Source organism: Streptomyces sp. NPDC002785 (genome assembly GCF_040295565.1).
Taxonomy (GTDB): domain Bacteria; phylum Actinomycetota; class Actinomycetes; order Streptomycetales; family Streptomycetaceae; genus Streptomyces.
The window spans coordinates 29653-44489 of sequence record NZ_JBEOVN010000041.1 but is presented as its reverse complement, the minus strand read 5'-3'; the positions used below and the strand labels follow the sequence as shown (position 1 = coordinate 44489).

The 14837-nt window shown below is 68.9% G+C and carries 11 protein-coding genes and 3 pseudogenes; 11 read left to right on the top strand and 3 right to left on the bottom strand.

Translation table 11 applies throughout. The annotated features are described in order from the left end of the window. Positions 1 to 20 precede the first annotated feature (20 nt). Positions 21 to 1820, bottom strand: a complete 1800-nt coding sequence (locus ABTZ94_RS13245; RefSeq protein WP_351200518.1) for an AMP-dependent synthetase/ligase — start codon at positions 1818 to 1820, stop codon at positions 21 to 23. Between the two features lie 253 nt (positions 1821 to 2073). Here ABTZ94_RS13245 and ABTZ94_RS37835 point away from each other — a divergent pair. Beyond that, a pseudogene (locus ABTZ94_RS37835) lies at positions 2074 to 2271 on the top strand (bile acid:sodium symporter); the annotation flags it as partial. Positions 2272 to 2368: 97 nt separating this feature from the next. On the opposite strand, the gene fdhD reads toward ABTZ94_RS37835, so the two are convergent. Both fdhD and ABTZ94_RS37830 read right to left on the bottom strand, forming a co-directional pair. Continuing rightward, positions 2369 to 3217 carry a formate dehydrogenase accessory sulfurtransferase FdhD gene (gene fdhD / locus ABTZ94_RS13235; RefSeq protein ID WP_351200516.1) on the bottom strand — a complete coding sequence of 283 codons (849 nt, stop codon included), beginning with the start codon at positions 3215 to 3217 and terminating at the stop codon, positions 2369 to 2371. A gap of 11 nt (positions 3218 to 3228) precedes the next feature. After that, positions 3229 to 3897, bottom strand: a pseudogene (locus ABTZ94_RS37830) (2Fe-2S iron-sulfur cluster-binding protein); the annotation flags it as partial. 182 nt (positions 3898 to 4079) lie between these two features. Between ABTZ94_RS37830 and ABTZ94_RS13220 the strand changes: the two are divergent. The 10 genes and pseudogenes from ABTZ94_RS13220 to ABTZ94_RS13175 all read left to right on the top strand — a co-directional run bounded on the left by ABTZ94_RS13220 (position 4080) and on the right by ABTZ94_RS13175 (position 14696). Next, complete coding sequence (locus ABTZ94_RS13220; protein ID WP_351200514.1) at positions 4080 to 5030, top strand: beta-ketoacyl-ACP synthase III; 951 nt, start codon at positions 4080 to 4082, stop codon at positions 5028 to 5030. A gap of 62 nt (positions 5031 to 5092) precedes the next feature. Then, a pseudogene (locus ABTZ94_RS13215) lies at positions 5093 to 5463 on the top strand (FCD domain-containing protein); the annotation flags it as partial. Positions 5464 to 5521: 58 nt separating this feature from the next. Beyond that, complete coding sequence (locus ABTZ94_RS13210) at positions 5522 to 6307, top strand: DeoR/GlpR family DNA-binding transcription regulator (RefSeq protein WP_351200512.1); 786 nt, start codon at positions 5522 to 5524, stop codon at positions 6305 to 6307. 30 nt (positions 6308 to 6337) lie between these two features. Beyond that, positions 6338 to 6997, top strand: a complete 660-nt coding sequence (locus ABTZ94_RS13205; RefSeq protein ID WP_351200510.1) for an NUDIX domain-containing protein — start codon at positions 6338 to 6340, stop codon at positions 6995 to 6997. A 208-nt stretch (positions 6998 to 7205) separates the two neighbouring features. After that, complete coding sequence (locus ABTZ94_RS13200) at positions 7206 to 8387, top strand: ROK family transcriptional regulator (RefSeq protein ID WP_351200508.1); 1182 nt, start codon at positions 7206 to 7208, stop codon at positions 8385 to 8387. A gap of 177 nt (positions 8388 to 8564) precedes the next feature. Next, positions 8565 to 10097, top strand: coding sequence for a sugar ABC transporter ATP-binding protein (locus ABTZ94_RS13195; protein ID WP_351200506.1), 1533 nt, complete (start codon positions 8565 to 8567; stop codon positions 10095 to 10097). A gap of 103 nt (positions 10098 to 10200) precedes the next feature. After that, entirely contained in the window at positions 10201 to 11235 is a 1035-nt protein-coding gene (locus tag ABTZ94_RS13190; RefSeq protein ID WP_502967234.1) for an ABC transporter permease, read from the top strand. Between the two features lie 99 nt (positions 11236 to 11334). Further along, positions 11335 to 12372 (top strand): substrate-binding domain-containing protein, encoded by a 1038-nt coding sequence (locus tag ABTZ94_RS13185; RefSeq protein ID WP_351200504.1) that lies wholly within the window; start codon positions 11335 to 11337, stop codon positions 12370 to 12372. A 68-nt stretch (positions 12373 to 12440) separates the two neighbouring features. Beyond that, on the top strand, positions 12441 to 13679 hold the full coding sequence (locus ABTZ94_RS13180; RefSeq protein ID WP_351200502.1) for a Gfo/Idh/MocA family protein: 1239 nt from the start codon (positions 12441 to 12443) through the stop codon (positions 13677 to 13679). Positions 13680 to 13691: 12 nt separating this feature from the next. Next, positions 13692 to 14696, top strand: a complete 1005-nt coding sequence (locus ABTZ94_RS13175; RefSeq protein WP_351200500.1) for a sugar phosphate isomerase/epimerase family protein — start codon at positions 13692 to 13694, stop codon at positions 14694 to 14696. Positions 14697 to 14837: the final 141 nt, after the last annotated feature.

The window sequence follows — 14837 nt, the reverse complement described above, 5'->3', positions numbered from 1 at the left end:
CGCTGAGGCACGGCCGTGCCTCAGCGGTACAGCGCGTCGACCTCCGCCGCGTACGCCGTCTCGATCGCCTTGCGCTTCAGCTTCAGGGACGGTGTGAGCAGACCGTGCTCCTCGCTGAACGGATGCGCCAGGATCCGGAACGTACGGATCGACTCGGCCTGCGACACCGATGTGTTGGCGGCCACCACCGCCCGCCGGACCTCCATCTCCAGGTCCGGATCCCGTACCAGATCCTCCGGCCTCATCGGCGGCCGCCTCTGCATGGACAGCCAGTGGTCCACCGATTCCTGGTCCACGGTCACCAGCGCCGCGACGTACGGCCGGTCATTGCCGACCACGATGCACTGCGCGACCAGCGGATGCGCCCGCACGCGCTCCTCCAGACCGGCCGGCGACACACTCTTGCCGCCCGATGTCACCAGGATCTCCTTCTTCCGCCCGATGATCGTCAGATAGCCGTCCTCGTCGAGCGCCCCCAGATCCCCGGTGGCCAGCCAGCCGTCGCGCAGCACCGCGTCGGTGGCCTTCGGGTCGCCGAGATAGCCCGCGAACACATTGCCGCCGTGCACCCACACCTCGCCGTCCTCGGCGATGTGCACGGTGGTGCCGGGGATCGGCTGCCCGACCGTGCCGTACCGGGTGCGCTCCGGCGGATTGGCGGTGGCCGCCGCGGTCGACTCGGTCAGTCCGTACCCCTCGTACACCGTGACGCCCGCGCCTTCGAAGAACAGCCCGAGTTGCCGCTCCATCCCCGAACCGCCGGACATGGCGTGCCGGATCCGGCCGCCCATCGCCTCGCGCACCTTCTTGTACACGACCTTGTCGAAGAACTGGTGCTGCATCCGCAGCCCGGCGGCCGGCCCCGGGCCGGTCCCGAACGCCCGCGCCTCCATCGCCTCGGCGTACTTCACCGCGATGTCCACGGCCTTGTCGAACGGCCTGACCCGGCCCTCCGCCTCGGCCTTGCGCCGGGCGGCGTTGAAGACCTTCTCGAAGATGTACGGCACCGCCAGGATGAACGTCGGCCGGAACGACATCAGGTCCGGCATCAGCGCCTTCGCCGACAGCTCCGGCTGATGGCCCAGTTTCACCCGGCCGCGGACCGCGGCGAGTTCCACCATCCTGCCGAAGACATGTGCCAGCGGCAGGAAGAGGAGAGTGGCGGCCTCGTCGCCCGGCTTGGAGCGGAAGACCGACTCCCAGCGGGAGGCCATGGTGTCCGTCTCGAACATGAAGTTGGCATGCGTGATCACACAGCCCTTGGGGCGTCCCGTCGTCCCCGAGGTGTAGATGACGGTCGCCATCGACTCGGGCATCACCGCGCGCCGGTGGCGGTGCACCACCTCGTCCTCGACATGGGTGCCCGCGTCGACAAGCTCGGTCACCGCACCGGCGTCCAACTGCCAGAGCCGCTTGAGCTGCGGCAGCCGGTCGATCACCGACGCGACCGTCATCGCATGGTCCTCGTGCTCGACCACGACGGCGGACACCCCGGCGTCGTGCAGCATCCAGAAGACCTGTTCGGCCGAGGACGTCGGGTAGACCGGTACGGACTGGGCGCCGACCGTCCACAGCGCGAAGTCGAAGAGCGTCCATTCGTAGCGCGTACGCGACATCAGGGCCACCCGGTCGCCGAATCTGACGCCGTGCGCGATCAGTCCCTTGGCGAGCGCCAGCACCTCGTCGCGGAACGTCGCCGCAGTGACATCCTGCCAGCGTCCGCTCTCGTCTTTTCGGCCGAGCGCGACCCGCTGTGGATCTTCCTCGGCGTAGTCGAACACCACGTCGGCCAGCCCGCCTACGAGGGGCGCGGCCGCCATGGGTGGGACAGTGAACTCGCGCAATGACCTGCTCCTTGTGGCGCTTCGCACAGCGCCGTGACGCTACCCCACCGGGCGGCGCGGCGGGAGGGCCCCGTAACGGCGGACAACGTGGCATATGCACAGGTCAGCCGCCGAAATCCGGCCAGATGGGCAAGGCTCGGGCGTGGTTCCGACGACGTCGTAAGAGGTCGGCGCCGGAATCTCCACCGAATCTGTACGCCGCTGTCACTCCCGTTCCGAGCGGATACGGGGGTATTGGTCCGCAGACAGGTCCGCAGACGGGTCCGCACACGCCGGAGTCGGCCGGGCAGGCGGAGGCCCTGCGGCTGCAGTCCACCAGATGCAGCTGATGGTGTGCGCGGTGATCGCCAAGCGCCGCTCGCGCGATCCGGAGGAGGAGAGCAAGAAGAGCAACACGGTGTCACGGGAGCCCGTCACGGTGAGCTGAGGAGGCGCCCGGAGCCCCGCAACAAGGGTGGGATCCGGCCGGCGCAGGGGGCGCTCCCCGTCGGCCGGATCCCTGACCCGTGCAGACGGGCGGCGCCTCAGCCCTGGCCGACCGTCGTCTCCAGGGCGATGCGGTGCTCACCCGCGTACACGTTCATGGACGGACCCCGCAGAAAGCCGACAAGGGTCAGTCCGGTCTCGGCCGCCAGATCGACGGCCAGCGACGACGGTGCCGAGACCGCCGCGAGCATCGGGATCCCGGCCATCACCGCCTTCTGGGCCAGCTCGAACGAGGCCCGCCCCGAAACCAGCAGAATCACCCGGGACAGCGGCAGCCGGTGGTCGGTCAGAGCCCGGCCGACCAGCTTGTCGACCGCGTTGTGCCGGCCGACGTCCTCGCGGATGTCGAGCAGCTCACCCGTCTCGGAGAACAGCGCCGCCGCGTGCAGACCCCCGGTCCGGTCGAAGACACGCTGCGCGGCGCGCAGCCGGTCGGGCAGGGCGGCGAGCAGGGCGGGCTCGACCCGGACCGGGGGAGCGTCGGCGACCGGATGCCGGGTCGTGGTGCGTACCGCGTCGAGGCTCGCCTTGCCGCACAGCCCGCAGGACGACGTGGTGTACACATTGCGTTCGAGTGTGATGTCGGGGACCGGGACGCCGGGGGCGAGCTTCACATCCACGACGTTGTACGTGTTGACGCCGTCCGCCGTGGCCCCGGCGCAGTAGACGATCGACTGCACCTCGGAGCCGTCACCGATCACGCCCTCGCTCACCAGGAAGCCCGCCGCCAGTGCGAAGTCGTCGCCCGGCGTGCGCATCGTGATGGCGAGCGGCTTGCCGTTCAGCCGGATTTCCAGGGGCTCTTCGGCGACGAGTGTGTCGGGGCGCGTGGAGACGGCGCCGTCCCGGATACGGATGGTGCGGCGACGCTCGGTGACCCGTCCCATAGCGGTTTAACCCGATTCTGTACGTGTTGGAAGCCGAACCGGCTCTTGATGCGGAGGTTGCCGTGGGTCACCGGATTGCCGTGCGGCGAAGTGACCTTGGCGATCTCATTGTCCTGCACATGGAGTGTGACATTGCAGCCGACGCCGCAGTACGCGCAGATGGTGGTGGTCTCCGTCTGAGCCTGTTCGTCCCAGGTCCCGGCCGCGCGCGTATCGAGTCCGGTCTTGAAGGAGTGCGATCCGGTGGGCACACCTCGAGGCGGTTGCCGCCGCGGGCCGCGTTCGCGCCGAAGCGGTCCGGCCTAAGGAAGCTGTCCCGTAATCCCTGGCGGGCGCGCGACGACAGCTACGGCACCTCGCCGCGTTGTCGGAACGTCCGCATACATCCAGTATGTGGACGCCCCTCCGCCTTGCGATGCACCGCATCTGACGCCGCGCGCTGCTCCGCCAGGGATTACGGGACAGCCCTTAGCCTCGTACTCCTTGATCCATTCGTCGGCCCGCGGCGTCGTCGACAGGTCCATGGACGAGGCGAGCAGTTCCAGCGCGACCTTGCGGCTGTGCCGGGCGCGCTCAGTGTCCGTCCGGACCGTCATGCTCGGCTCCGCACGGCGCGAGCACGCCAGGAGGGTGCGGGCCCTCCACCTCGACGACACACACACCCGGCAGGCGTACTCCGGGGCTGCGCCCGCGGCCCGCATCTGGTCACAATGGCGTCTACAGTATGCCTTCTGGCTGGTCAAGGCTGTTGTCCAGCCTCCAATGACCGGGTGCTATTCCTGTGGGATCACGTGCCCCCGTACCGGGCAGTAGCGACCAAGACTGGATGGTTCCTGCCATATGTAGCGAGGGGATCTTGTACATGACCGGCTCACGTGTCGTGGCGCTCGGCCACTATCAGCCCGCCAAGGTGCTGACCAACGACGATCTGGCGGCCATGGTCGACACCAGTGACGAGTGGATCACCAGTCGCGTCGGCATCAAGACTCGCCATGTCGGAGGCCCTGACGAGCCGGTGGACGAGATGGCCGCGCACGCGGGGGCCAAGGCGCTCGCCGCGGCGGGGCTGCAGCCCGCCGAAGTCGATCTGGTTCTTGTCGCGACCTCCACCGCGATCGACCGTTCACCGAGCATGTCGGCACGGGTCGCCGCCCGGCTCGGCATGGGCGTGCCCGCGGTGATGGACATCAACGTCGTCTGCTCCGGCTTCACTCACGCCCTCGCCACCGCCGACCATGCGATCAGGGCGGGCGCGGCCGAGCGTGTCCTTGTCATCGGCGCCGACAAGATGGCGGACATCGCGGACTGGACCGACCGCAGCACCTGTGTCCTGCTCGGTGACGGAGCCGGTGCGGCGGTCGTCGTCGCGGACCCGGACGGCGGCGACCGGCCCGGGATCGGCCCCGTTCTGTGGGGATCGGTGCCGGAGATGGGGAACGCGGTACGGATCGAGGGGACGCCCCCGCGTTTCGCGCAGGAGGGTCAGTCCGTGTACCGATGGGCCACCACGCAGCTGCCGCCCATCGCCCGCAAGGTGTGCGAAAAGGCTGGCATCGCCCCCGAGGACCTGGCCGCGGTGGTACTGCATCAGGCCAATCTGAGGATCATTGAACCGGTCGCCAAGAAGATCGGCGCGGTCAATGCGGTCATCGCCCGGGATGTGGTGAATTCCGGCAATACGTCCGCGGCCTCTATTCCGATGGCCCTCTCCAAGCTGGTGGAACGCGGTGAGGTCCACAGCGGAGCGCCGGTGCTGCTTTTCGGCTTTGGCGGGAATCTTTCGTATGCGGGTCAGGTGATCCGCTGCCCCTGAGGGGCAGCGCTCGGCAGACCGTGGACGATAGGCAATTGCTCGTCGCCCGGAGGGGGACCGCGATGTTGTCCGCAGGACTGCCAAGGGGCTGTGCCGAAGCTGGAGCGGCCCGGTCCGCTACGCGAGCGCGTGTATGAGGCGCTGCTCGAGCTCATAACGACGCGTGCGCTCCGTCCCGGAACACCGAGGGCCGGGTCGATCTGCGGTCCGCCCAGGGCGCGTTCGTCCATGAGCCCACGGAGGACGAGGCGGACCAGCTGCTCTCGGTCCGCACCCTCCTGGTGGCCGAGGCCGCCCGTCTTGCCGCGGCCAACTCCGTCACCGCCGGGATCGCTGCCCTGAGTAGCTCTGCGCCAAGGGCGAGCAGGCTGTCGCCGCCGACGACGTGGACCTGGCCATCGCCACCAATGCGGCCTTCAGTGACGTCCTGATGCCGCACATTTTCTCCCGCTCCGATGTTCAATCGAACATCGGTGTGTTAGAAATGGGTCATGGGTGTCGCCAATCGTCTGGACCTGACCCTGCGATTGGTGCAGGGCTCCGACCGGGTTTCCGTGTCGGAGCTCTCCCATCGCCTGGGGGTCTCCGAAATGACCGTCCGCCGGGATCTCGACGCGCTGGAGCGGCAGGGGCTGGTGCGCAGGGTGCACGGCGGTGCGGTCGCCACGCGTGCACGGGAGGAAGGTGCGGGCTTCTCCGCCCGCGAGCCGTGGCAGGCCGCGACGAAGGACCGGCTCGGTGCGGCCGTGGCTGCGATGGTGCGGCCCGGATCGCGGGTGCTTCTGGACGCGGGCACCACCACCGTGCACGTCGCCGAGCACCTGGCCGAACGGGCGCCCCTGACAGTGGCGGTGCTCAGTCTTCAGGCCGCGGTCCGCCTGGCGGACCGGCCCGGGATCGAACTGCTGATCGTCGGCGGCCGGTCCCGCCCCGGTGAACAGTCGCTGGTCGGCCCGCTGGCTCTGCGTACCATCGAGGCGCTGGCCTTCGACTGCTTCGTCCTGTCCATCGGCGGTGTGCACGCCGAGTACGGCTGGTCGGAGTTCTCGCTGGACGACGCGGCCGTCAAGCAGGCCGCGCTCGCGCAATCGGACCGGACCATCGCCGTTGCCGACGCGACCAAACTCGGGGTGCGCGCGTTCAGTCAGGTCGCCGCCGTGGGTGCGGTGGACGTGTTCGTCACCGACAGCGCGGCCGAGGATGCCGCCACCCACCCCAACGGCCCGCTGACGCTGTCCGCCCTTCGCGAAGCGGGCGTCCGTACCGTCCTGACCTGAGAACCGGATCCACCGCGAGGAGCGCACATCATGACTGCAGGCCTGGACACCCCCGACCGTCGCGGGCGCACCGGACTGGACCGGCACGGCCGCGACCTGACCGGCAATCCGCGGGTGCGTATCAGTGACGTGGACGTGCTGTCCTGCGACTGGTACGTCCTGCGCAGGACGACCTTCGACTATCAGCACAGCGACGGCCATTGGAGCCGTGAACAGCGCGAGACCTACGACCGGGGCGACGGTGCCACGATTCTGCTCTACCACCCCGATCGCCGCACCGTGCTGCTGACCCGTCAGTTCCGGCTGCCCGCCTACGTCAACGGACACCATGACGGGATGCTGATCGAGACAGCCGCCGGGCTGCTCGACGGCGAAAGCCCCGAGGAAGCCATCCGCAGGGAAGCGGCCGAGGAGACCGGACACCTCGTCGGCACCCCCGAGCGCGTCTTCGAGGTCTACATGAGCCCGGGTTCGGTCACCGAACGCCTGCATTTCTTCGCCGCCCCCTACCGTTCGACGGTTGACACCGTCGGCGTGCACGGGATCGCGGCCGAGGGCGAGGACATCGAGACGGTGGAACTCCCCTTCGAGGAGGCCCTCTCCATGGTCCGCAGCGGGGCCATCGCCGACGCCAAGACCATCATGCTGCTCCAATGGGCGGCCCTGGACGGCCCGTTTCGGCACCGCTGACTTACGGCCCGACCCGCACCGTACGCGCTCCGAACGTCACCTGTGCCGGTGGCCGCCCCACGACTCGGCCGAACGTCTTTGTCCTCGGTGTGGAGAAAGTTGTAGCGGATTCCTGCGCAACTTCTTCCCACTCCCGGCAACCGCTGCTACTTTCCCCTCGAAAGCCCGACGGACAGGCCGATGTGGCGGGGAGGGGCGCGTGAGACGTATGACGGCACGACCCGCAAATGCGCATCAGGCGCGACTGCTCAGGCTGTTGCGCGACGACGGGCCCAACTCACGGGCACAGCTGGGGGATCAGGTCGATCTCTCCCGCTCCAAGCTCGCCGTCGAGGTCGACAGGCTGCTGGAGACCGGACTCGTCGTGGCCGACGGACTCGCCGCATCCCGCGGAGGGCGTCGCTCGCACAACATCCGGCTCGCACCAGAGCTGCGCTTCCTCGGCGTCGACATCGGTGCCACATCCGTCGATGTGGCCGTCACCAACGCCGAGTTGGAGGTCCTGGGCCACCTCAACCACCCCATGGACGTACGCGAAGGGCCCGTCGCCATCTTCGAGCAGGTGCTGTCCATGGCGGCCAAGCTCCGGGCCTCCGGGCTCGCCGAAGGCTTCGACGGTGCGGGCATCGGCGTACCCGGACCGGTCCGCTTCCCCGAAGGGGTACCGGTCGCACCGCCGATCATGCCCGGCTGGGACGGTTTCCCGGTCCGCGAGGCGCTCAGCCAGGAACTGGGCTGCCCCGTCATGGTCGACAACGATGTGAACCTGATGGCGATGGGGGAGCAGCACGCGGGCGTCGCACGCTCCGTGGGCGATTTCCTCTGCGTCAAGATCGGTACCGGTATCGGCTGCGGCATTGTCGTCGGCGGCAACGTCCACCGCGGTACGACGGGCAGTGCCGGAGACATCGGCCATATCCAGGTCGAACCCGAAGGACGCGCCTGCGCCTGCGGCAACCGGGGCTGTCTGGAAGCCCACTTCAGCGGTGCCGCCCTCGCCCGCGACGCCGAGGACGCGGCGCGTGCCGGGCAGTCGGCGGAACTCGCGGGCCGGCTGGAGGCGGCCGGAAAGCTCACCGCCGCCGATGTGGCCGCCGCCGCGGCTGCCGGTGACGCCACCTCGCTCGGCCTGATCCGCGAAGGCGGCAACCGGGTCGGCCAGGTCATCGCGGGACTCGTCAGCTTCTTCAATCCCGGACTGGTGGTGATCGGCGGCGGTGTGACCGGCCTCGGCCACACGCTGCTCGCCAGCGTCCGGACCCAGGTCTACCGGCAGTCGCTGCCGCTGGCCACCGGCAATCTTCCCATCGTGCTGGGCGAGTTGGGACCGGCCGCCGGAGTGATCGGCGCCGCCCGGCTCATCAGCGACCACCTGTTCTCACCGGCCTGACCCTCGGGCCGGCAGCAGATCGGCACACACCGGAAACACCGGAAACACCGGAAACACCGGAAACACCGGAAACACACGCACCACCGCACCTGGTACCGCCCTGCACGCTCACCGGCCTTCCCCAAGCTCTCGGCTGCGCTCGAGCAGGGGAGGCCCCATTCGCCGAGGGGATTTGTCATGGCACCAGAACCACCTCTGCTCACCATGTCCGGCATCACCAAATCGTTCCCCGGAGTACGCGCCCTCGACGGCGTGGACCTGGAGGTCCGGGCCGGCGAAGTCCACTGTCTCCTCGGGCAGAACGGCGCCGGCAAGTCCACCCTCATCAAGGTGCTCGCCGGGGCCCATCAGCCCGACGGCGGCGAGATCACCTGGAGCGGCGAACCGGCCGCGCTCAAGTCGCCCATCGCCGCGATGCGCCTGGGCATCGCCACCATCTACCAGGAACTCGACCTGGTCGAGGGCCTGTCGGTCGCCGAGAACGTCTTCCTCGGCCATGAACCCACCACCGCTCGCTTCGTCGTCCGCACCCGCGAGGGCCGCACGGCGGCCGCCGCACTGCTGAAGCGTCTCGGCCACCCGGAGATCGCCCCGGCCCGGGCGGTCGGTGAACTGTCCGCCGCCCAGCAGCAGGTCGTGTCCATGGCGCGGGCGCTCTCCCACGACGTACGGCTCATTGTGATGGACGAGCCGTCCGCCGCACTCGACCCCGACGAGGTCGACAACCTCTTCCGTATCGTCGCGGCTCTCACCGCCGACGGGGTTGCCGTCGTCTACATCTCGCACCGCCTGGAGGAGATCCGTCGGATCGGCGACCGGGTGACCGTGCTCAAGGACGGTCGCGCCGTCGCCGTGGGGCTGCCCGCCAAGTCCACACCGACACCCGACATCGTTGCCATGATGACCGGCCGCAATGTCGAGTACGTCTTCCCGCCACGCTCCACGGGCAGCGCGGGAGCGGAAGCGGCAGTGGCAGAGCCGGTACTGAAGGTCGAAGGACTGGCCAGGAAGGGCGAATTCGACCCGGTGGACCTGGAACTGAGGCCCGGCGAGATCGTCGGTCTGGCCGGACTCGTCGGCTCGGGGCGCTCCGAGATCCTGGAGACCGTCTACGGTGCGCGCAAGCCGAGCGCCGGGCGGGTCACCGTGGCAGGCAAACAGCTCCGGCCCGGCAGCGTCCGCGCGGCCGTCGCCGCCGGCATCGGGCTCGCCCCCGAGGAACGCAAGGCGCAGGCCTTGCTGATGCTCGAATCCGTCACCCGTAATGTGTCCGTCTCCTCGATGTCCCGCTTCTCCCGGGCCGGCTGGATGGACCACGGGGCCGAACGCCGGGCGGCGCGCGCCGCCACCCGCGAGCTCTCACTGCGTCCCGACAACCCGGACACACCCGTCCGCACGCTTTCCGGCGGCAACCAGCAGAAAGCGGTCCTGGCCCGCTGGCTGCTGCGCGGCTGCCGGGTCCTGCTGCTCGACGAACCGACCCGTGGTGTCGACGTCGGCGCCCGCGCCGAGCTCTACGCCGTGATCCGCCGACTGGCCGACGAAGGCCTTGCCGTGCTGCTCGTCTCCAGCGAGATCCCGGAGGTTCTGGGGCTGGCCGACCGAGTGGTAGTGCTTTGCGAGGGCCGGGTTGTGCATTCCGGTCCTTCGCACAGCATTGACGAGTACCGCGTACTCGACCTAGTGGTGACTCCTCCCTCTCTGGAATGAGAGGGCTTCTCACTCAGCCGCATGGCGGCCTCATGACGGCCAAGCCCTGACCGCTGCCTCAAGGCAGGCGTACAAACTTATCATCACTTGACGGGAGTTATCCGTGCCGAGCAAGCTGCACCCGAGCGGACCGGCTGCCGAGCCGTCCGCCCCCGTAGATGACCCGCCGGTCGGCGGCACCTGGCGTTCGCTGATGGGTCGCGTGGACGTGCGCAACGTCTCCCTCGCCGGCGTCCTCGCCGCACTGATCGTCGTCGGCGGATTCACCGAGCCCGATGCCTTCCTGGACACCGGGAACCTTCAGCTGATCCTGACCCAGTCGTCCGTCATCGGCGTCGTCACCGTCGGGATGACCTTCGTCATCACCAGCGGCGGAATCGACCTGTCGGTCGGTGCGATGGTCGCGCTCGCCTCCGTCTGGGCGACCACGCTCGCCACTCAGGAGTACGGCTTCGCGGGGATTCTGTTCACCGCCGTGATCGTGGGACTCGGTGCCGGGCTGGTGAACGGGGTGCTCATCGCCTACGGCCGGATGGTGCCGTTCATCGCGACGCTGGCCATGCTCGCCTCGGCCCGCGGGCTCGCCCTCCAGATCACCGACGGCAAGACCCAGATCGTCACCGTCAAGTCGGTCCTCGACCTCGGCCTGCCCGACTCGTACGTCCTCGGTATTCCGCCCCTGGTCATGATGTTTGCCGCGGTGACCGTCATCGGCTGGCTGGTGCTGAACCGTACGACCTTCGGACGGCGTACCGTCGCGGTCGGCGGCAACGCGGAAGCGGCCAGGCTGGCCGGTATCGATGTACGACGGCAGCGGCTCTGCCTCTATCTGCTATCCGGACTGTGCTGCGGCATCGCCGCCTTCATGCTGATCATCCTGTCCGGCTCGGGACAGAACACCAACGGCAATCTGTACGAGCTCGATGCCATCGCCGCTGCGATCATCGGCGGCACCCTGCTCAGCGGCGGACGCGGCACCATCGTCGGCTCCGTGCTCGGCGTCCTCGTCTTCACCACCATCACCAACATCTTCGCTCTCAACAATCTGCAGAGCGACGTCCAGCAGATCGCCAAGGGCGCGATCATCGTCGCCGCCGTCCTGGTGCAGCGCCGCACATCGGCGTACGGGGAGACCTGAGCCTCGGGCGCACTTCCGGCAGCTTCGCTTCTCCGGCCCACCCACCGCCCCGCACGCCATATGTGACATGTCGCACACTGGATGAAGGGTTTGACAGCCATGCCAGAAACCAGCCGCAGACGACTGCTCTTCGGCACCGCAGCCGTCTCCGCGGGCGCCCTCCTCACCGCCTGCACCAGCAACGAGCCCAAGAAATCGGATACCGCGCAGAGCAATCAGCCCGCCGCCGACGACAAGCCCGGCAAGCCCGTCACCATCGGCTTCGCGGGCCCGCAGGCCGACCACGGCTGGCTCAACGCCATCAACGAGAACGCCAAGTCGCGGGCGGCGAAGTACTCCGAGGTGACCCTGGAGATCACCGAGGGCTCCAACGACACCGCCGCCCAGATCGGCCAGGTCAAGACCCTCATCAATAAGAAGGTCGACGTCCTCGTCATCCTCCCGGCCGACGGCAAGGCGCTCACCCAGGTCGGTCTGGAAGCGATGAAGGCGGGCATCCCCGTCGTCAACCTGGACCGGATCTTCGCCTCGCCGCAGGCATACCGCTGCTGGGTCGGCGGCGACAACTACGGCATGGGCCTCAACGCCGGTACGTACATCGGCGAGCAGCTCAAGGGCAAGGCGAACGCCAAGGTCGTCGAGCTGGCCGGGATCGACAACCTGGAGCTCACCAAGCAGCGCAGCCAGGGTTTCGCCGACGCACTGAAGAACTACCCCAACATCAAACTGGTGGCCCGTCAGGCAGCCGATTTCACCGTCGAGTCGGGCCAGGCGAAGATGGCCCAACTCCTGCAGGCGCAGAAGAAGTTGGACGCTCTTTGGAACCACGACGACGACCAGGGCGTGGGCGCTCTGCGCGCCATCCAGCAGGCGGGCCGCGACGAGTTCCTGATGGTCGGCGGCGCCGGGGCCAAGTCCGCGATGGACGCGATCAAGGCCGACAACAGTGTGCTGAAGGCCACCGTTCTCTACCCGCCGACGATGGCCGCATCCGCCATCGACCTGGCCCGCGCCCTCGGACAGGGCAAGGGTGTCGGCGGCCTGGCCGAACTGGAGATCCCGACCAGTCTCACCCTCTACTCGGCCGTGGTCACCAAGGAGAACGTCGACCAGTACCTGCCGACGGGCTTCAGCTGATCCGCCCCGCAGGAGGGTGCTGACCCTCCTGTCGCACCCATCGAACGACCGACGAGGAGGAAGCCCGGATGGCCCGTAGGGAAGAGACGGATCAGGAGGCCGCAGCGCCGCCGGCGTATCGGCCGATGACGAGTGCGCCGACGCTCGGAGTCGGCATGGTCGGATACGCGTTCATGGGCGCCGCCCACTCCCAGGGGTGGCGCACCGCGGGACACGTCTTCGAGCTCCCGATGAAACCGGCTCTCGCCGCGATCTGCGGACGCGACCGGGCAGCGGTCGACGCTGCGGCGGCCCGTCACGGCTGGGCGGCGGCGGAGACCGACTGGCGGGCCCTCATCGCCCGGGACGATGTGCAGCTCGTCGACATCTGCACCCCCGGCGACAGCCATGCCGAGATCGCCATCGCGGCCCTGGAAGCGGGCAAACACGTGCTGTGCGAGAAGCCGCTCGCCAACACGGTCGCCGAGGCCGAGGCCATGACCGAGGCCGCCCAGCGCGCGGCAGCCCGCGGTCAGGTGGCAGTGGTGGGCTTCAACTACCGCAAGGTGCCCGCGATCACGTACGCACGGCAGCTGATCGCCGAGGGACGGATCGGCACCCTGCGGCATGTCCGCGCCACCTACCTCCAGGACTGGCTGGTGGACCCCGAATCACCGCTCACTTGGCGGCTGAAGCGGGAACACGCCGGCTCGGGAGCGCTCGGCGACCTGGGGGCGCACATCGTGGACCTGGCACAGTACCTGGCGGGGGAGCTGCTGGTCGGGGTGTCGGCGGTCAGCGAGACGTTCGTGACGGAACGACCGCTGCTCGCCGGTCCGCCGGCCGGGCTCCTCGGCGCCGCGGACTCGGGAGCACGAGGAGCGGTGACCGTGGACGACGCGGCCCTTTTCACCGGCCGGCTCGCCTCCGGGGCGCTGGCCTCGTTCGAGGCGACCCGGATGGCGGCCGGACGGAAGAACGCGCTGCGGCTGGAGATCAACGGGGAGCGCGGCTCGCTCGCCTTCGATCTCGAACGGCTCAACGAACTGTCCTTCCACGACCACACCGAACCCGCCACCACGGCAGGATTCCGGCGCATCCTCGTCACCGAACCTCAACACCCCTACCTGGAGGCGTGGTGGCCGCCGGGCCACGCCCTGGGCTACGAGCACACCTTCATCCACCAGGCCCGCGACCTGGTGCGGACGATCGCCGAAGGGACCGCCCCCGTACCGTCGTTCGCCGACGGACTGCAGGTGCAGCGGGTGCTCGCAGCGGTGGAGGAGAGCGCCGAGAAGAACTCCGTACACACCCCCGTAGTTCTCTAGGAGGTCCTGCGCATGCCCCGTCCCTTCACGCTCTTCACCGGCCAGTGGGCCGACCTGCCGCTGGAGGAGGTCTGCCGGCTCGCCCGGGACTTCGGCTACGACGGTCTCGAACTCGCCTGCTGGGGCGACCACTTCGAGGTCGACAAGGCTCTGGCCGACCCCGGCTATCTGGACGGTCGGCGGCAGCTGCTCGACAAGTACGGACTGAAGTGCTGGGCGATCTCCAACCACCTCGTCGGCCAGGCCGTCTGTGACAACCCGATCGACGAACGGCACCAGGGGATCCTGCCGGCACGGATCTGGGGCGACGGTGAACCCGAAGGGGTGCGCCGCCGGGCCGCCGAGGAGATCAAGAACACCGCCCGCGCGGCCGCTGCCTTCGGGGTGCGTACGGTCATCGGCTTCACCGGCTCCTCGATCTGGCACCTGGTCGCGATGTTCCCGCCGGTCCCGCCGCACATGATCGAGCGGGGGTACGAGGACTTCGCCGAGCGCTGGAACCCGATCCTGGACGTCTTCGACGCAGAGGGCGTGCGGTTCGCCCATGAGGTGCACCCCAGCGAGATCGCGTACGACTACTGGACCACGCACCGCGCACTGGAGGCCGTCGGTCACCGGGCCGCGTTCGGGCTGAACTTCGACCCCAGCCACTTCGTCTGGCAGGACCTCGACCCGGTCAACTTCCTTTACGACTTCCGGGACCGGATCTACCACGTGGACTGCAAGGAGGCCCGCAGGCGCCTGGACGGTCGTAACGGTCGCCTCGGCTCCCATCTGGCGTGGGGCGACCCGCGGCGCGGATGGGACTTCGTCTCCGCCGGGCATGGTGATGTGCCCTGGGAGGACGTCTTCCGGATGCTCCGGTCCATCGAGTACGAGGGGCCGATCTCGGTCGAGTGGGAGGACGCGGGCATGGACCGGCTGACGGGGGCACCGGAAGCGCTTGCCACGCTGAAGCGGTACGACTTCGACCCGCCGTCCGCGTCGTTCGACGCGGCGTTCGGGGGTGGCGACTGACCGGTTCTTCCCGGGGGTTGCCCCCGCCGGCCCCGGTCCGGGAAGGGGCGGGCCGAGCGGGGTGGGGGCCGGAGACCGCCGCCATCCCGTGCTCGCCCCTGCCCTCACCCCGCTTTGTCCTGGCCCAGGAAAAAGTTCAAC